We start from the raw sequence: 16,641 nt of genomic DNA, 5'->3' as shown, positions 1-16,641 counted from the left end.
GTCTAGGCTGACCTCATGGGCGCTTCAACGTCGAACAGTATCTACCTGGCATCGCCTGAAGGCGACACGGGCAAGTCGACAGTGGCGCTGGGGGTGCTGCATCTGCTGGCGGCCTCGGGTGGGCGGGTCGGGGTGTTCCGTCCCATTTCCCGGACGAACTCCGGTCAGCGCGATTACATCCTGGAACTGCTGATCGAACACGATTCCAGTGATCTGAGCTACGAAGACTGTATCGGCGTGACCTATGAGGAGGTACACGCCGATCCGGATGCCGCCCTCAGCGAGATCGTGAACAGGTTTCACGCGGTGGCAGAACGTTGCGATTCGGTCCTGGTCGTCGGTTCCGACTACACCGATGTCGCGAGCCCCTCGGAACTGAGTTTCAACGCGCGCATCGCAGCGAACCTGCAGACACCGATGCTGTTGGCGCTCAAGGCGGCTTACCGCACCGAAGACGAGGTGGTGTCCCTGGCCGAGCTGTGTCTGGCGGAGTTGTCGGCCAACCACGCGCAGGCCGTCGCGCTGATCGCCAACCGCTGCGCGCCGAACCGGTTGGAGGAGGTGAGGGCCGCACTCGAGCGGGCCACCGGGCTGCCCTCCTGGGCGTTGCCGGAGGACCCGCTACTCGTCGCTCCGACGGTTGCCGAGTTGATGTCTGAACTCGACGGCGAAATGTACAGTGGCGATCCGGAATTGCTCGGCCGGGAGGCCGTGAAGGTGATGGTCGGCGGGATGACCGTCGAGCACATCCTCGAACGTCTCACGGAAGGGATGGCCGTGATCACGCCTGCCGACCGCTCCGACGTGCTGCTCGCTTTGGTGGCGGCCAACGCGGCCGATGGTTTCCCGAAGCTCTCCGGCATCATCCTCAACGGCGGTCTCAAACCCCACCCCAAGATCGCCGCTCTGGTCGAAGGCCTCAACTCTGCGTTACCCATCTTCTGCTGCGAACAGGGAACCTACGAAACAGCAAGGGCTGCAGTACATGCCCGCGCCCGGATGAACGTCGATTCGGCTCGAAAGATCGACATCGCCTTGAACCTCATGGAAGCGCACGTGGACGCGGTTGCGATGCTGGAGAAGCTCCAGCTACCGATTCCCGAGGTCGTCACACCGCAGATGTTCGAGTATCAGCTGATTTCGCGCGCTCGTAAGTTCCGCAAACGGATCGTCCTGCCCGAAGGCGGTGACGATCGGATCCTGCGCGCCGCCGGGCGCCTGCTGCGCAGGCAAGTGGCAGACCTGACGATCCTGGGTGACGAACGGGCGGTGCGTGATCGGGCGGCGGAGCTCGGGGTCGACCTGTCCGACGTGGTTGTGATCGATCCGACGACGTCCGACCTGCTCGACGAGTTCAGTGCGGTCTATACCGAGCTGCGCAAACACAAGGGGATGGACCCGCAGCGGGCCCGCACCATTGTCAAGGACGTATCGTATTTCGGCACCCTGATGGTGCATCTCGGTTACGCGGACGGCATGGTGTCGGGTGCGGTGCACACCACCGCCCACACCATCCGGCCCGCGTTCGAGATCATCAAGACGGCTCCGGGTATTTCGACGGTGTCGAGTGTGTTCTTCATGTGCCTCGCCGATCATGTTCTGGCATATGGTGATTGTGCGGTGATCCCGGACCCGACCGCCGAACAGTTGGCCGACATCGCGATCTCGTCTGCGGCTACGGCGGCCCAGTTCGGGATCGAACCACGGGTTGCCCTGTTGTCGTATTCCACTGGCGAATCCGGCAGTGGCGCCGATGTGGAAAAGGTGCGCGAGGCCGCCCGCCTGGCCCGGCAGCGGGCGCCGGAACTGTTGATGGAGGGGCCGATTCAATACGACGCCGCGGTCGACCTGGCCGTTGCGAGTGCGAAGATGCCCGATTCCGCGGTCGCGGGGCGGGCCACCGTGCTGGTGTTCCCGGATCTCAACACGGGCAACAACACCTATAAGGCCGTTCAGCGCAGCGCCAATGCCGTGGCTGTCGGTCCGGTGTTACAGGGGTTGCGTAAGCCGATCAATGATTTGTCGCGAGGAGCCTTGGTGTCAGACATCGTCAACACGGTTGCGATCACTGCGATCCAGGCACAGGGGATCGCCGGTGAGTGAGAACGAAACCGTCCTGGTGCTCAATGCTGGTTCCTCTTCTCTGAAGTATCAGCTCGTGCAGCCGGATTCGGGGTTTGTGGTGGCCCAGGGTGTGGTGGAACGCATCGGGGAGTCACAGGGACGGGTGCTGCTTGTCCGCGGCGATGTCCGCAACGAATACGTCGGTGAAGTCGTCGACCATCAGGACGGGCTGTCCAAGGCGTTCGCGCTGTTCAAGGACTCCGGGCATGACCTGGTATCCGAGGGCATCACCGCGGTGGGACACCGGGTGGTTCATGGTGGGCCGGACTTCTATCGGCCGACCGTGGTCGACGAAGATCTGATCGAAGCCATCAAGGGGCTCGAAGACATGGCCCCGCTGCACAACCCGGTGAATCTCCTGGGGATCGAAGCGATCCGGAGGTTGTTGCCCGAGGTACCCTCCGTGGTCGTGTTCGACACGGCGTTCTTCCACGGACTCCCCGAGCATGTGGCCACATATGCGATCGACCGGAAGTTGGCGCTCGAGCACAACATCCGCAGGTATGGATTCCACGGCACATCACACGAGTATGTGTCGTCGCGGACCGCCGAGTTCTTGGGTGTCGAGCTCGAGAGTCTCAATCAGATTGTGCTGCATCTGGGTAACGGTGCATCGGCATCTGCCATCGCGGGCGGAAACCCGGTCGAGACGTCGATGGGATTGACCCCGCTCGAAGGTCTGGTGATGGGGACGCGAAGCGGTGACATCGACCCGGGCGTGCTCATGTACCTCAAGCGCGCGGCGGGTCTGGATGTCGGTGACATCGACTCGGTGCTCAATCGGCGGTCGGGGTTGAAGGGTTTGTGTGGGGAGAACGACTTCCGTGCGATCACCCAATCGGTTGAAGAGGGCGACCCGGACGCGACACTTGCCTACAACGTCTATATTCACCGTTTGCGCAAATACATCGGCGCCTACATGGTGACGTTGGGCCGAACCGACACGATAGTGTTCACCGCGGGCGTGGGGGAGAACTCGGTCAGGGTTCGTGCGGACTCCATGGCCGGGCTCGAAAACTTTGGCATCGTGATCGATGCCGAACGCAATGCTGCCAGAAGCCGTGAGCCGAGGATCATTTCAACCGATGATTGCGCGGTGACCGTGCTTGTGGTTCCGACCAACGAAGAGCTCGCGATCGCGCGGCAATCAGTGGAGGCACTTTCATGATCGTTCAAGGCGCGCAGGTCTCGCCGGAGTCACCATACGAGGTGACACAGTCGGGGATCGACGCGGTGGTGGCGGTGATCGGGGGACCGCCTGCCGTCTCCGGCGAAGCACCGCCGAGTTTCGTCAACGTGGTCTTGGAGCCCGCGATCAAGTCGTTCCTGGGTAGTGGCGACATGCCCGTCGCCGGAGTGGTCCATACCGCCGAAACAACGATCTATACAAGGCCTTTGAAGGCCGGAGACGTTGTGAAAACCAGTGTGACGGTGACCAGCGTGCGCGCGCGGGCATCGGTCACACAATTCGAGATCCTGTCGCTGGTCACCGACCTGGATGGACAGGAGATCGTCCGGGTCAACTCGGCATTGATCTGCGAAACCGAGGCTGCCGTATGAGCAATCTCACGGTCGGAACCGAGCTGTTCAATGTGTCCGAGACAATCGACCAGCAGAGAATCCGTGCCTACGCGCGGGCTTCGAAGGACGACAACCCGATCCATGTCGACGAAAAGGTCGCTGTTGCAGTCGGTTTGGCAGGCCCGGTGGCGCATGGCATGCTGACGGTGGGGATCGGCGTCGGGCACGTGATGCGATGGCTCGAAGGCCAGCCGCAGCGATTCCTCCGGTACGAGACCAGGTTCGTCAAACCCGTTGTGGTGTTGGACGGCGTCCCCGCGGAACTCTCCGTATCAGGCGTGATCGGTGCCGTTTCGGACGAGGAGATCCGGATCGACATCCAGATGAGACTCAAAGAAAGCGGCCAGCTGGTTCTGCGGCCGTTCCGGGTGTTCGCGGGTTGAGGGCAACCCCCGGACCACTATGTAGTTTTCAAAGAGCATGCAGTACACACAGGTTTCAGCCTGTGTTGCTCGGTGTTGCGGTTCGGTGTCTCGCTGCCTAAGCGGCGGTGAGTTCGGTGGTCAGGGTGCGGCGGGCGTGGGATCGCAGCTCGATTGTGCTGCCCGGTGCGATGAACCAGGGATGTCCGTCTCGACCTGGGAACACGGTCCAGCCCTGGTGGTGGATGTAGCGGTGGTGGCGCCGGCAGAGCAGCACCATGTTGGTCAGGCCGGTGGTACCGCCGTTGCGCCAGAAGTCGATGTGGTGGGCGTCGGTGTAGCCCGCAGCGCAGCCACAACCCGGGAAAGCGCAGCCCTGATCCCGGGCGATCAACGCTTTGCGGATCGCCGGTGTGACGGTGCGTTGGTCGCGTCCGACATCGAGCGGTACGGCGTCGCTGTCGAGCAGGATTTTGGTGATCACCGAATCGCAGGCCACCATTTGCGAGGTGGGCGCTGACGCTGGACCAGTCCACTCGAATGAGGGAGTTGAAGCCGACGGTTTGGCACCCGCGATACCCCGCAGCTGCAACTGTTGCAGATATTCGGGTGAGACCGTCACCGTCACATGCGGTTTCGCCCCGCCGCGGGTAGGTCGGTCTTCCTGATCGAAATACGAATCCAGCAGTCGTTCCAGTGCATCAGCCCGGATTTGGCCCGTGCTCCGCGGATCCGGTGAGCCGTCGGGTTCGGGTACCGGTCTGCACAGTGGATCGAGCGCCACCGCCAGTTTTTCGCCGAGAAGACTGTCCAGATCCAGGGTGCCGTGGGTGCGGCCGTCATCACCGGTCCCGAATGACAACTCATTCAGATCGTGGTTTTCCGCATCCGGGATCTCTTTGTCCGGCGGCGACAAGGCGATAGCCATAGATCGTGCCCGCGCCGACACTGCCGCCGGTGTGCCCATCAACGCTTCGGTCAGCAGTCCGCGTTCACAGTCGGACCGGTCAGCATCGGGAAGGTGTGGGTTGCGGCGCTCAATGTGATGGAGGCCCTTCACGATTGCATCCACATGCTCACCGGATAGTCGTCCGTCGATTCCGTAACCGGCAATCGACGGAATCTCACTGAGCGCCTTACCTACTCGCACGTACCGGTGCGCGACCGTCGGCGCCATACCGGCGTCCCGTAATAGCTTGGTTGTGGACCCCACGCCCTTCTTCTGCGCGATCCGACGCCGATCGACCTCGCCGACCAAACGGAAAAGAACCTGCTCCACAACGTGGTTGAGACGAATCACCGTCACAACCCGCGACGACAACGCGATGTCATCACCAGCGACCACAGCCGCACCCCCTGCCAGATCTGAGATTCTGGCGAACATCTCCCCGAGGTCCATGGCTCAAGAATACCCGCCGGAACCTCATCGCACAAGTGTTCGAGTAGCGAATTCTATTGTTCCACAACACTTTTAGTGATCAGAACTATGGAAACCTTCATCTCTTTGAAGGGTCCCTCACCATGGGGACGCGGCGCCGCACCTATCTCTCTGCGTCAGTACTTTCCCAAGTGCATGGATCTGTCGTCCATGCCGTCGCCGACTTGGTCGACACTGCTCAATAGCAGAACCCCGTAAGCGCTCGAGTTCCTGACCTCCAACGAAGCCATCGTTCCGTTCCCGGCCTCATCCAAGCGGACGGTGTCTCAGCCATCACTGGGATGCGCTGACCAAGCCGATGCTGGCTCGACCTCTGACGGTGCTCCTCGGGGTGGACGCTCACCTCGCCGCGGGTTGTCTTGCCGTGCTGACCTGTTGACTCGCCGGAGTGGCGTTGGGCCCGGAGCCGCGCTCAGAACAACGTATGTGGCCGAACGAAGTTGGCCAGGTCGACCAGCCGGAATCGTTGGGTGCGGTTGACCGTGCTGCGGGCGAGCCGGCGCAGTGACTGTTCGCAGCCGACCCGCAGTCCGTGGTCGTTGAACGGATAGCCGAGGATGTCACCCCGCGCGGATGCGTCGGTGGGGGATTGGTCCGGACGGCGATGGATCCAGCCGAGTGCGATGCCCAGGACCAGGATCACCAGTCGTTGCTTGCGGGGCTCGGCGTCCGACATCATCTCGAGTCGCCGTGCAGCCTCCCGCAATTGGTCTTCGGAGACCTCGGCGGGGTCGCGGCCGTGGACCAGGGTCAGTACCGAGGTGCAGTTGGCGGCGTTGTAGTGGCGGCTGGTGGGTGGCACATCGTCGAGCGCCTTGACGGCACCGGGGATGTCGCCCTTCGCAAACCGCATCCGCGCGAGGCCGAACGCGGCGGTGATGATGGCGCGGTCGGTCTGCCACAACGTCCGGTAGTGGTGCAGTGCAACGTCGTGGTTGCCCATCAGTTCGGCGGTGGCGGCGACGGCGAGTTTGGGCGCAGCCTCACCGGGCATTGCGGAAAGGACGCCGTTGAAGCGATCGTGCGCAGTGGGGACGTCGCCGGTCAACAAGGTTCCCAGCCCGATGAACCAGTCTGTGCGCCAGGACTTTCCGTGGTGTTCGGTCGCGTCGTGCAGGAGATTGAGGGCGGTTTGCGCTTCGCCGAGCTCGAGGTACGCGCGGGCCTCGATGAGGTCGATCTCTCGGGATGGATGATCATCGGACGGGTCGGTGCCGATGACCGACGACAGGCCGCCTTCACGCGCGCTGCGGATCGAGTCGAGTGTCTGGGTCGGCTCCGACAACACCGTCGAGTTGAGTAGCCCGGCAGCCGGATCCGACTGGTCGACCAGCGGGACCGGAAGGGCCGCGACGATGTCGATCGTGTCCAGACTCCTTCTGGTGCGGACCGGTTCGAGGATGCCATCCACCGGTGCGAGCATCATCTCGGTGCCGAAAGTTGTTCGCTGGGGACTGAAGACCGTCGACAACCCGGGCCGGGGAATGCCGGTGTGGGCCGCAACGGTCTCACGCAACACGTTGAGGAGCTGGCCTGCCATCTCGTCCGCGGAAGCGAATCGCTGGGTGGGATCGGGGTTCGTGGCGCGCTGCAACAGTCGATGGAATGACGGATTCTCTTGGAACAGCGGCACATCCGCGGGGTCCGGAAGCCCATCGAGGTAACGGCCCTTGTCCATCGGCATGTCGACGGTGAGGACCGCCAGCGTGCGTCCGAGGCTGTAGATGTCTGTCGCGACCTGCGGGCCGGTTTTGACGATCTCGGGTGCCTGGAATCCGGGGGTCCCGTAGAGGTGACCGTAACCGTTGATCCGGGAGACGGCTCCGAGGTCGATGAGTTTGACGTCTTCGCTGCCGATCATGATGTTCTCGGGTTTGATGTCGTTGTACACCAGTCCGACCGAATGGAGATAGGTGACGGCGGGCAGGACCTCGAGCAGGTAGGCGATCGCCTGTTCCGGCGGTAGTTGCTTTCGGTGTGAACCGGATTCGTCCTCGGCGGACGTGATGTCCTTGAGCGTGCTACCGCCGATGTACTCCATCACGATGTAGCCGAAGGTGTTGTCGCCGACATCGGGATGCTCGACGAAGTTGTAGATCTTGACGATCCCGGGGTGTGAGACCGAAGCCAGGAACTGGCGCTCTGCCAGCGCGACGGCCTGTGCCTGAGAGTCTTTCGAGTTCAGCAGTCCCTTGAGGACCACTGGCCGGTCGGAGACGTTGTGGTCGATGGCCAGATAGATCCAGCCGAGGCCGCCATAGGCGATGGCTCCGACGATCTCGTACTGATCTGCGACCATCGTCCCCTTGCTCAACCCCGGGACGAACGAATACCGGGCCCCGCAGTTGTTGCAGGTGCCGGTGAGCGGACCACGGCCCTGACCCGACGACCTGCCCACCGGGCGACCACACTTCCAACACAACCGGTTTGCCTCGGGGATGACGGCGTCGTCCATCACGGCGTCAAACGGTTCGATGTCGTGGATCCTCGGCACGTCCACCAGGCCGCCGCCCATCCGCCTGCGACTACGAGAACTCCGGCTGGTGGGGATCAGGAGGTTCGGCTGGCTCGGGCTGCCGACCTGCGCGCGCAAGGTCGGCTCGGTGAAGTCCGGGTCAGCCCCGACGGCCTGCGTCGGGACTTCGGCGTGACGGACACCGGAGGGCTCCGTACCCACCTCGAGATCCCGGAGGGTGGCAGCTTGGGTGCCGACCTCAGGGGTCTTGTCGGAGGAAGGATGATCAGTCAACGGATTTGTGTCCTAATCCCGGTACTCGGGTTGCGGCGGATAGTATTTCGGTCCCAGAATCGAGAGCCACTTGTTGTAGATCTCGAACCAGGTCCCGTCGTTGCGGATCTGCTCGAGGATCCCGTTGGTGAACCGCACCATGTCGTCGTCGTCCTTGTTGATGCCGATCCCGTACGGCTCCTCGCCGAGGCTCTGGCCGACGACGTGGACGTACGGATCCTGGGCTGCCATGCCGGCGAGGATCGCGTCATCGGTCGAGACCGCATCCACCTGACCTTGCTGCAGCATCACCAGGCAGTCCGCCCAGGTGGACACGGTGTCGACGATGGCATCGGGAACCCGTTGCTGGATGCGGGCGATCGAGGTGGTGCCGCGCGCGGCACAGACCCTCTTGCCCGCCAGGTCGGCAACACCGTTGATGCCTGAGCTCCGCATTGTCAGTATGCGCTGAGACGCTTCGTAATACACCGTGGAGAAGGCGATTTCTTCGAGCCGGTCGCAGGTGATGCTCATGGTCTTGACCACGATGTCGACCGATCCGTCTTTGAGTGCGCTGATCCGGTCGTCGGAATTGAGGATCCGGAACTCGATACGTTCGGGATCGCCGAAGATGCCGCGTGCGATCTCCTTGGCGATGTCGACGTCGAATCCCTCGATGGTCCCGCTGACCGGATCGCGGAACGAGATCAGGTTCGAACCGATGTCGAGGCCGACTTTGAGCCAGCCGCGCTTGTAGATGGCTTCCATGCTGCTGCCTGCCGGCATCTGTCCGGGCGTCGGAAGGGGTCCGGGAGCCAGGCTTGCGGTGGAGTCACAGGATTCGGTGGCCGGTGGTGCTTCCACCGGGACATCGGTACTGACACCGGCCGGGCTGGGCCAGGCTGCGGTGGCCGAGGGTGGATCATTCGGTGGTGCCGCGGCGTGCACGCAGCCCGTGAGCAGGCCTGCGGTCACCGCGATGACGGCGGCGGCCGCCGCCGGACGGAACGTGCGTCGCGTGGTCATCGATACTCCCGAATCCGTGGTGCGATGCCGACCGCCGACGCGACGGCTGCGGCGATCCCCAGCAACAGGATTCCCAGTCCGGCGTATCCGATCACGACCCGGGCGGTGTTGATGTCGTCGCGGAAGGTTTCTCGGGTGCGGGTGATGCCGTCGACGAGCGCGTCGTCGAGCGCGCTGTATGCGGCCGCCGAACCGTCCGGGTTGTCGCCAACGGCGATGGCGGTGGCGCCGTTGAAGTCACCGGCATTGGTGCGTTCGAGCATCGCTGCATGGGCGTCGCGCCACAGGGCCAGGGCATCGAGGGCGTCGGCGACGGAGTCCTCCGCGACGTCCTTGCTCTCGTCGTCGAGGTATTCGCCGAGCACCACGTCGATCTGGTTGGCGGCCTCGGTCCAGCTCGCCTCGATGTCTTGCTGATCGCCGCGTCGGACGAGCGAGAGCGTTTCGTCCGATCGGGCCTGCTGGGTGAGGATCCGGGCCGAGGTGAGCTCGCCGAGGGGAGCCGCACCGAGTTTTTCGGCATCGCTGGTCGCCTTCACCGACAGAAGCCCGCCGATCAGCAACCACATCAACCCGATCACCAGGCATCCGATGGCCACGAGCAGTCCGATGTTGAAACGCCGTCGGCTGCGACGCGCGATGTAGAGGTGGGTGGCGATCAGCGCGGCCAAGACGAGAGTCAGGGCGAAATAGACACCCCAGGGTGGGCTTGTGAAGTTGGTCCGTGCGTCGCCGATCGCTTCGAAGCGTTCGGTGTACAGACGTTCGGCGGCGGGCAGGATGGTCTCCTGCATCATGTTCGACGCCTCGCCCAGGTACGCCGATCCGACCGGATTGCCCAGGCGATTGTTGATCCGAGCCGACTCGATGAGGCCCGTGTAGACGGGCAGTTGCGTCGAAAGGGTGGTCAGGTCTTGCCGGACCTGGGCGTTGTCCATGGCGGTACCGCTGACGGACTCGATCATGGCGTTCGCGGCGGTCGCCACCGCGTCGTTGTAGCTGGCCCGAAGCGCAGCCGGTTCCAGGCCGCCGGAGATGAACGCGGTGTTGGCGGCGGCGTCGGCGATCGACAGGGAGCTGTAGAGCACCTGCGACGCCTCGGCCAGCGGTTCGGTCTCGTCGATCATCACTTCGAGTGTGCTGGTGCGCTGGTCGAGGGTGTCGGAGGCATACCAGCCGACCGTGACGCAGGAAATGATCAGGACTGCCATGATGATCATCAGTTTGCCGGGGCTGGTCTTGGCGATCTCGCGCATGTTGGTGAAGGGGTGCGATGGCCGCTCGCGCGTGAGAGTCATCAGTTCGCGCCGGGTCAGCGGAGCCGGCCGGTCGGAGTAGGGCTTATCCGCACGCATGAACCGGGTACGCAAAGATGTTGCGTTACCGCCGGTCACGCTGTCCCTTCTTCCTGGAGCTCGCCGGGTCCAACAGGTCGTGTCCTGATCGGAGATTTTTTCGAACTGACAGCGACATTACTTCGATTGATCATGGACTTGTTGCAGTGCGACCCCGTGTCACTCGCCGACTGCAAGTAGCGTGACTACCAACGAACGCGGGCTGGCGAGGAGGTCTCTGGTGCGAGGCGACGGCGACGGATGGGTTTTCGACGCGGATGGATCGCGTTATTGGGGTCGTCACGGTGCCGCCGGGCTATTACTCTTCACACTTAGTGAAGCGAGTGAAGCGCTGATTCTGTTACAGCATCGCGCGGTCTGGAGCCATCAGGGCGGAACGTGGGCACTGCCGGGCGGCGCCCGCGACTCCCACGAGAGCGCGGTGGACACCGCGGTGCGTGAGGCCGATGAAGAGGCCGGCATCGCCGATGCGGCCCTGACCGTGCACACCGAGTTGGTGACACATCGAGCACCCAGCGGCTGGACTTACACCACCGTGATCGCCGAGGTCGCCTGCCCGCTGGTCACCACGGCCAACGGTGAGTCGGTGGAGCTGCGCTGGGTCAGCTCTGACCGGGTGAACGAATTGCCGCTGCACCCGGCGTTCGGGGCGAGCTGGCCCGACCTGAGGACCCAACTCGGCTCGATCGTCGCTGCGGCCGACACCGGTACCGTCAGCTGAGCCGGTTGGCCGCGGCGATCAGTGCGGCCAGCGCCGAGCTCTCGCCGTTGGTACCCGACCCCATTGACCAGGTCCGTTTGCCGTCACGTTCGCAGCGCAGGAACGTGGTGGCGCCTCCCGCGTGGTCGTACTGGTGGAGGTCGGCGATCTCGAGCCCGGCGCCGAGCTGATACAGCATGTCGGTGAGTGCGCCGATCGGTCCGGATGCGGTGGCGGACAGCGCTGAGATCGAGTCGCCGTCTGCGATGGTCGCCTGACAGAACAGCAGGTCGTCGGCGCCCCGGTCAGCAGTCCAGTTTCCGAGGCGGATCGGACCCGAGGTGGGGGCGTAGGTGCTGGTGAAGGCGGACCAGCTCATACCTGCGGCCTCGGCACACAGGGCTGAGGGCAGCGGGCGTCCGAACCGGGCGGTGAAGTGGTCGCGGTGGCGATGTTGTGAATCAGTGGAGATCAGGATGTTCATGAGAGCGGGTCTTCCGGGAAAGAGGATGACCAGCGGATAGCGCAACGGCCCGCAGCGGGGGGCCGGTCGAATCAGACCCCGCTACGGCGGTGAACTACGAGAAGCTGCTTCATCATGATCTGCCCACCATAGCTCTCAGTTTTTGGCCGATGCAAGCAGATTGTCCTTCAAACGACGGGCAGCGGCCTCCGGGTCGGCCGCGGCCGTGATCGCCCGGACGACCACGATGCGCTGCGCGCCTGCGGCGATGACCTCGGACAGTCGTTGCTCATCGATGCCCCCGATTGCGAACCAGGGACGGGGCGGGGCGTGGCCCGCGGTGTCACGGACGAGGTCGAGCCCCGGCGCAGTGCGGCCGGGTTTGGTGGGTGTCGGCCAGCAGGGACCCGTGCAGAAATAGTCGACCCCGGGTTCTGTTGCGGCGCTGCGTGCCTCGACTGCCGAATGGGTGCTGCGTCCGATGATGACGTCGTCGCCGACGATTCGGCGGGCCGCTGCCACCGGGAGGTCGTCCTGGCCGAGGTGCAAGATGTCGGCACCCGAGAGTGCGGCGATGTCGGCGCGGTCGTTGACCGAGAGCAGTGCGCCATGGCGGGCGGTGACCTCGGCCAGCTCAGCGAGGAGATCCAGCTCCTGGGCGGCTTCGAGCGGTCCGAACTCGCGCTCACCGGGTGAACCCTTGTCGCGGAGCTGGATGATGTCGACACCGCCTGCCAGTGCGCGGTCGGCAAACCGGGCGAGGTCGCCATGCTCGCGGCGGGCGTCGGTACAGAGATAGAGCCGGGCAGCGCTCAAACGAGTACGGGCAGCACTCGAACGAGTACCGGCAGGGGCCGAACGGTTGTGGTCAGTCACAGTCCCCGAATGTACCGGCGTACTCTGTTCGGCAGTACACACACGGGTGCTCGAGGGAACCGCTCGGGCTGAGACCGCAGGACACGAACCGTCCGCGAAACCGTTACACCTGATCCGGATAATGCCGGCGAAGGAAGGACGTGGGATGAAGACCCTCGGAATTGTCGGTGGCGGCGTCATCGGACTGTCGTGCGCGCTTCGGGCCGCCGAAAGTGGCTGGCAAGTAACCATTTATGACCCCGGCCGGGGTGATGCGGCATCTGCGGTGGCGGCCGGGATGCTCGGCATCGCCGGCGAGAGCCGCATCGGCGAAGACACCTACCTCACCTTTGCCGAACGCGCCATGGCCCGATGGCCGGCGTTCTTGGACAGACTCGGGGATCCCCGGGTGGTCGCGGCGCGCTCCAGCGTGATGGCCGGGGTGGACAGTGCGGACGTCGGCGAACTCACCATGGCCGCCGGCTGGCTCGGGCAACGCGGTCATCAGGTGCAACCGTTGACCGGTAACGAGATTCGCGGCCTCGAGCCGGCGGTGTCGCCGCGGGTACGCAGTGGCTTTCTGGCGAGTGGTGAGATGGCCGTGGACAACCGCCGGTTGTTGTCGGTGCTCACCGCGGGTGCGTCCGCCCTCGGCGTGCGTTTCGTATCTGATGAGGTCACGGATCTGAACAGCCCGCCGGATGATCAGCTGTTGCTGACCGCGGGCGTGGGATCGACGAAGCTGTGGCCCGGGTTGCCGGTGTACCCGTCGAAGGGAGAGGTGCTCCGGCTCGGCTGGGCGAACGGGGCGTTGCCGCCGCCCAAACATGTTGTCCGCGGGCTGATCAACGGTCGCGCCGTCTACGTCGTGCCCCGGTCCGACGGGGTGGTCGTTGGTGCGACCCAGTACGACGGCGATGCGGATCTGCAACCGGTGGTCGGCGGTGTGGCCGATCTGCTGGCAGATGCCATCGAGCTGATGCCGTCTTTGCGCGAATATCGCCTGCTCTCCGCCGATGCCGGGCTGCGTCCGCTGACGCCGGACGGACTCCCGATCATCGGCAGACTCGACGAACGCGTCTGTGCGGCCACCGGACACGGCCGCAACGGCATCCTGATGAGCGCGATCACCGCCGATCTGGTGGCGGACATGCTTGCGGGCAACAGTATTGACGAACCGGCCATCGATCCAGGGAGATTCTCATGACAACCGACGTGGTCGTCAACGGCGTTGCCACCGCGCTTCCGGAAGGGATGACCGTGGCCGAACTGCTCGATCACCTCGATCTGCCGCGCACTGGCGTGGCCATCGCGATCGACGGGGTGGTGCGTCCGAAGTCCACCTGGCACACCGCACTCGGAACCTGCAGCAGTGTCGAGATCCTCACGGCGGTGCAAGGTGGATGATCCGCTGATCATCGGTGATCGAATATTCCATTCCCGACTGATCACCGGCACCGGTGGCGCCGCGAATCTGGCTGTGCTCGAAGAGGCCCTGATCGCCTCTGGAACCGAACTCACGACCGTGGCGATGCGGCGTGTCGACTCCGCAGGCCGGACCGGTGTGCTGGACCTGTTGCGCCGCTTGGACATCGATGTCCTGCCCAATACGGCAGGCTGCCGGTCGGCCGCCGAGGCGGTGCTGACCGCCCAGCTCGCCCGTGAGGCCCTCGGGACCAATTGGGTCAAAGTCGAGGTTGTCGGCGACGATCGCACGCTGTTGCCCGACGGACCGGAACTCCTCGCGGCGACCACCGCACTGGTCGACGACGGGTTCGTGGTGTTGCCGTACAGCAACGACGATCCGATCCTGGCCCGTCGGCTCGAAGATGCCGGCGCCGCGGCCGTCATGCCGTTGGGGTCGCCGATCGGCACCGGACTCGGGATCATCAACCGGCACAACATCGAGATGATCGTGGCCGCGGCGCGGGTGCCGGTGATCCTCGACGCGGGTATCGGGACCGCCAGTGATGCGACCTTGGCGATGGAGCTGGGATGTTCCGGAGTGCTGCTGGCCTCGGCTGTCACCCGAGCGGCAGACCCGCCGCGCATGGCCGCGGCGATGCGGGCCGCGGTCGGCGCCGGCCGGCTCGCCCACGGTGCGGGACGTATCCCGAAGAGATTCTGGGCGCAGGCGTCGTCGCCTCAGATCGATCGCTGATCACACCCTGATCCCACCTCTGGTTTGTCAGACTGAAGGATGATGCGGTCGGTGACACCTCGATGGCACACTGTGAGCCATGATCAGTGTTCAGGGATTGACAAAGGTCTACGGCCAGAATCAGGTGGTCAGTAACCTCACCTTCGATGTGAAGCCCGGTCTGGTGACCGGATTCCTCGGACCGAACGGTGCAGGTAAGTCGACGACGATGCGGATGATTCTCGGTCTGGACCGGCCCACCGCGGGCACGGCAACCATCAACGGGCAGCTGTACCGCGACCTGAAGAATCCGTTGACCCAGGTGGGGGCGCTTCTCGACGCAAAGTGGGTGCACCCCAACCGGTCGGCCCGCAACCACCTGCGGTGGATGGCGGCATCCAACGGCATACCTCTTCACCGTGTCGACCAGGTCCTCGCCGATGTCGGCCTGACCGAGGTGGCGGGCAAGAAAGCAGGCGGTTTCTCACTGGGTATGTCGCAGCGCCTCGGCCTTGCCGCCGCGCTGCTCGGCGACCCCGGGGTCCTGCTCTTCGACGAACCGGTGAACGGACTCGATCCGGAGGGCATCGTCTGGATTCGAAAGTTCATGCGCGCCTTGGCCGAACAGGGCCGTACGGTCCTGGTCTCGAGTCATCTGCTGACCGAGATGGCAATGACCGCAGAGCATTTGATCGTCATCGGGCGAGGTCAATTGATCGCCGACTCCTCGGTCAAGGACTTCACCGGCGGCGCGCAGATCACCGTTCGCGTCCGTAGTCCGCGGCTCGGTGAGCTGCAGTCGGCGCTGGCCGCAGCGGGGCTGCGGTCCATTCCGGTGGATGACGGTTCCGGTCCGGCATTGAGCCTGGAGAACGTGACCACCGAACAGGTGGGTGACATCGCCGCCTCCAACGGGATCGGGTTGCACGAACTGTCCGGGAAGACCGCGTCGCTGGAAGAGGTCTTCATGTCGATGACGTCGGGCGCCGTCGACTATCACGGCAACGAATCCATGGCGAGCGTCGCCAGCCAACCACCACCGGGTTGGGCACCTGGACCACCGCCCCAAGAGGGTGGGGATCAGCAGAGCTGGAACCAGCAGGGAGGTGGCAACTGATGTTGGCACATGCAATTGAAGCCGAACGGATCAAACTGCTCACCACCAAGTCTGCGTACTGGTGCAGCGGCATCGTGGTGCTGCTGGGTGTCGGGCTCGCGTTGCTGCTCGGCTGGGCAACCAACGTCGACAGCGGCGATGGCAGCAGTATGTCGGTCAGCGACTCCCTGGTGGGCATCACCGCCTTCGGTGTGACGGTGCTGATGATCATGGCGGTGTTGGCGGTCACCAGTGAATTCCGGTTCGGGACCATCCGGACGTCGTTCCAGGCAGTACCGCAGCGGTCCAACGTGCTGGTCGCCAAAGCTGTTGTCTACGGCGGGCTGTCGGCGCTGTTGACCTTCGTGCTCACCGTGATCTCACTGCCATTGGCGAAAGCTGTCTCCGGCAGCGACATCGAGCTCTTCGGATCGACCGCGATCCGAATGTATTGGGGTGTACCGCTGTACACGTTCCTGTCGGTGTTGATCGGGCTGGGGCTCGGCGCATTGATCCGGCAGACGGCAGGCGCCATCGTGATCCTGCTGGTCTGGAGTCTGGTGCTCGAAGGCCTGTTGTCGGTGATCCCGAAGGTGGGCGACGCGGTCGGACCGTTCCTTCCGTTCCTCAACGGCAGCCACTTCATCGACGACAGCGATCTGGGGATCGACTGGCACTGGAATGCGTACGGCTCGCTGATCTACTTCCTCGTATTCGCCGCCGTGATCTTCGGTGCCGGGGTTCTGGTCACCGATCGCCGCGACGCCTGAGTC

The 16,641-nt window shown here is 64.1% G+C and carries 16 protein-coding genes and 1 riboswitch; of the genes, 10 read left to right on the top strand and 6 right to left on the bottom strand.

The genetic code is table 11. The features are described from left to right. Nucleotides 1-15 precede the first annotated feature (15 nt). Genes pta through AC56PL_RS27245 form a run of 4 tightly spaced genes read left to right on the top strand, consistent with a single transcriptional unit; the run spans nt 16 to nt 4,088 of the window. Complete coding sequence (gene pta, locus AC56PL_RS27260; RefSeq protein ID WP_497155772.1) at nt 16-2,103, top strand: phosphate acetyltransferase; 2,088 nt, start codon at nt 16-18, stop codon at nt 2,101-2,103. Further along, a complete protein-coding gene (locus AC56PL_RS27255; RefSeq protein WP_497155771.1) occupies nt 2,096-3,292 on the top strand; it encodes an acetate kinase in 1,197 nt (398 codons plus the stop codon). Before pta ends, AC56PL_RS27255 begins: the two co-directional genes overlap by 8 nt. Beyond that, nucleotides 3,289-3,684 carry an FAS1-like dehydratase domain-containing protein gene (locus AC56PL_RS27250; RefSeq protein ID WP_495516988.1) on the top strand — a complete coding sequence of 132 codons (396 nt, stop codon included), beginning with the start codon at nt 3,289-3,291 and terminating at the stop codon, nt 3,682-3,684. The genes AC56PL_RS27255 and AC56PL_RS27250 overlap by 4 nt, the downstream gene beginning before the upstream one ends. Next, entirely contained in the window at nt 3,681-4,088 is a 408-nt protein-coding gene (locus AC56PL_RS27245) for a MaoC/PaaZ C-terminal domain-containing protein (RefSeq protein WP_497155770.1), read from the top strand. The genes AC56PL_RS27250 and AC56PL_RS27245 overlap by 4 nt, the downstream gene beginning before the upstream one ends. Before the next feature lie 97 nt (nt 4,089-4,185). On the opposite strand, the gene AC56PL_RS27240 is transcribed toward AC56PL_RS27245, so the two are convergent. The 4 genes from AC56PL_RS27240 to AC56PL_RS27225 all read right to left on the bottom strand — a co-directional run bounded on the left by AC56PL_RS27240 (nt 4,186) and on the right by AC56PL_RS27225 (nt 10,614). Continuing rightward, entirely contained in the window at nt 4,186-5,466 is a 1,281-nt protein-coding gene (locus tag AC56PL_RS27240; RefSeq protein WP_497155769.1) for an HNH endonuclease signature motif containing protein, read from the bottom strand. A gap of 451 nt (nt 5,467-5,917) precedes the next feature. Then, nucleotides 5,918-8,254, bottom strand: a complete 2,337-nt coding sequence (locus AC56PL_RS27235; protein ID WP_495516991.1) for a tetratricopeptide repeat protein — start codon at nt 8,252-8,254, stop codon at nt 5,918-5,920. 12 nt (nt 8,255-8,266) lie between these two features. After that, entirely contained in the window at nt 8,267-9,259 is a 993-nt protein-coding gene (locus tag AC56PL_RS27230; protein ID WP_497155768.1) for a glutamate ABC transporter substrate-binding protein, read from the bottom strand. After that, nucleotides 9,256-10,614: a GlnX family signal transduction membrane protein gene (locus tag AC56PL_RS27225; RefSeq protein ID WP_495517655.1), complete on the bottom strand. Its 1,359-nt coding sequence runs from the start codon at nt 10,612-10,614 to the stop codon at nt 9,256-9,258. The genes AC56PL_RS27230 and AC56PL_RS27225 overlap by 4 nt, the downstream gene beginning before the upstream one ends. Nucleotides 10,615-10,834: 220 nt before the next feature. On the opposite strand from AC56PL_RS27225, the gene AC56PL_RS27220 reads away from it, so the two are divergent. Then, the gene (locus tag AC56PL_RS27220; RefSeq protein WP_495516993.1) at nt 10,835-11,335 is read left to right on the top strand and encodes an NUDIX domain-containing protein; all 501 of its coding nucleotides are present in this window, start codon (nt 10,835-10,837) and stop codon (nt 11,333-11,335) included. On the opposite strand, the gene AC56PL_RS27215 is transcribed toward AC56PL_RS27220, so the two are convergent. Further along, nucleotides 11,328-11,798, bottom strand: a complete 471-nt coding sequence (locus AC56PL_RS27215; RefSeq protein ID WP_497155767.1) for a 2-isopropylmalate synthase — start codon at nt 11,796-11,798, stop codon at nt 11,328-11,330. The two genes, AC56PL_RS27220 and AC56PL_RS27215, sit on opposite strands and share 8 nt — an antisense overlap. A gap of 135 nt (nt 11,799-11,933) precedes the next feature. Next, the gene (gene thiE / locus AC56PL_RS27210) at nt 11,934-12,653 is read right to left on the bottom strand and encodes a thiamine phosphate synthase (protein WP_495516995.1); all 720 of its coding nucleotides are present in this window, start codon (nt 12,651-12,653) and stop codon (nt 11,934-11,936) included. Nucleotides 12,654-12,685: 32 nt separating this feature from the next. Further along, a riboswitch (TPP riboswitch) is annotated at nt 12,686-12,808 on the top strand. Here thiE and thiO point away from each other — a divergent pair. From thiO to AC56PL_RS27185, 5 genes are all read left to right on the top strand, one after another. Then, complete coding sequence (gene thiO, locus AC56PL_RS27205; protein WP_495516996.1) at nt 12,799-13,839, top strand: glycine oxidase ThiO; 1,041 nt, start codon at nt 12,799-12,801, stop codon at nt 13,837-13,839. Its footprint overlaps the riboswitch before it by 10 nt. Further along, the gene (gene thiS / locus AC56PL_RS27200; protein WP_495516997.1) at nt 13,836-14,039 is read left to right on the top strand and encodes a sulfur carrier protein ThiS; all 204 of its coding nucleotides are present in this window, start codon (nt 13,836-13,838) and stop codon (nt 14,037-14,039) included. The genes thiO and thiS overlap by 4 nt, the downstream gene beginning before the upstream one ends. Next, entirely contained in the window at nt 14,032-14,793 is a 762-nt protein-coding gene (locus AC56PL_RS27195; RefSeq protein ID WP_497155766.1) for a thiazole synthase, read from the top strand. The genes thiS and AC56PL_RS27195 overlap by 8 nt, the downstream gene beginning before the upstream one ends. Nucleotides 14,794-14,872: 79 nt before the next feature. After that, nucleotides 14,873-15,889, top strand: a complete 1,017-nt coding sequence (locus AC56PL_RS27190) for an ATP-binding cassette domain-containing protein (protein WP_497155765.1) — start codon at nt 14,873-14,875, stop codon at nt 15,887-15,889. Beyond that, the gene (locus AC56PL_RS27185) at nt 15,889-16,638 is read left to right on the top strand and encodes an ABC transporter permease (protein ID WP_497155764.1); all 750 of its coding nucleotides are present in this window, start codon (nt 15,889-15,891) and stop codon (nt 16,636-16,638) included. The genes AC56PL_RS27190 and AC56PL_RS27185 overlap by 1 nt, the downstream gene beginning before the upstream one ends. Nucleotides 16,639-16,641 lie beyond the last annotated feature (3 nt).

Source organism: Williamsia sp. Y721 (assembly GCF_059683565.1).
The sequence above is the reverse complement of the archived record's forward strand: the minus strand, read 5'-3'. Positions and strand labels throughout refer to the sequence as shown.

Coding starts and splice junctions, on each gene's coding strand:
- AC56PL_RS27185 (WP_497155764.1), top strand. CDS start 15,889: ATGTTGGCACATGCAATTGAAGCCGAACGGATCAAACTGCTCACCACC.
- pta (WP_497155772.1), top strand. CDS start 16: ATGGGCGCTTCAACGTCGAACAGTATCTACCTGGCATCGCCTGAAGGC.
- AC56PL_RS27225 (WP_495517655.1), bottom strand. CDS start 10,614: ATGCGTGCGGATAAGCCCTACTCCGACCGGCCGGCTCCGCTGACCCGG.
- AC56PL_RS27230 (WP_497155768.1), bottom strand. CDS start 9,259: ATGACCACGCGACGCACGTTCCGTCCGGCGGCGGCCGCCGCCGTCATC.
- thiS (WP_495516997.1), top strand. CDS start 13,836: ATGACAACCGACGTGGTCGTCAACGGCGTTGCCACCGCGCTTCCGGAA.
- AC56PL_RS27245 (WP_497155770.1), top strand. CDS start 3,681: ATGAGCAATCTCACGGTCGGAACCGAGCTGTTCAATGTGTCCGAGACA.
- AC56PL_RS27240 (WP_497155769.1), bottom strand. CDS start 5,466: ATGGACCTCGGGGAGATGTTCGCCAGAATCTCAGATCTGGCAGGGGGT.
- AC56PL_RS27215 (WP_497155767.1), bottom strand. CDS start 11,798: ATGAACATCCTGATCTCCACTGATTCACAACATCGCCACCGCGACCAC.
- AC56PL_RS27190 (WP_497155765.1), top strand. CDS start 14,873: ATGATCAGTGTTCAGGGATTGACAAAGGTCTACGGCCAGAATCAGGTG.
- AC56PL_RS27250 (WP_495516988.1), top strand. CDS start 3,289: ATGATCGTTCAAGGCGCGCAGGTCTCGCCGGAGTCACCATACGAGGTG.
- thiO (WP_495516996.1), top strand. CDS start 12,799: ATGAAGACCCTCGGAATTGTCGGTGGCGGCGTCATCGGACTGTCGTGC.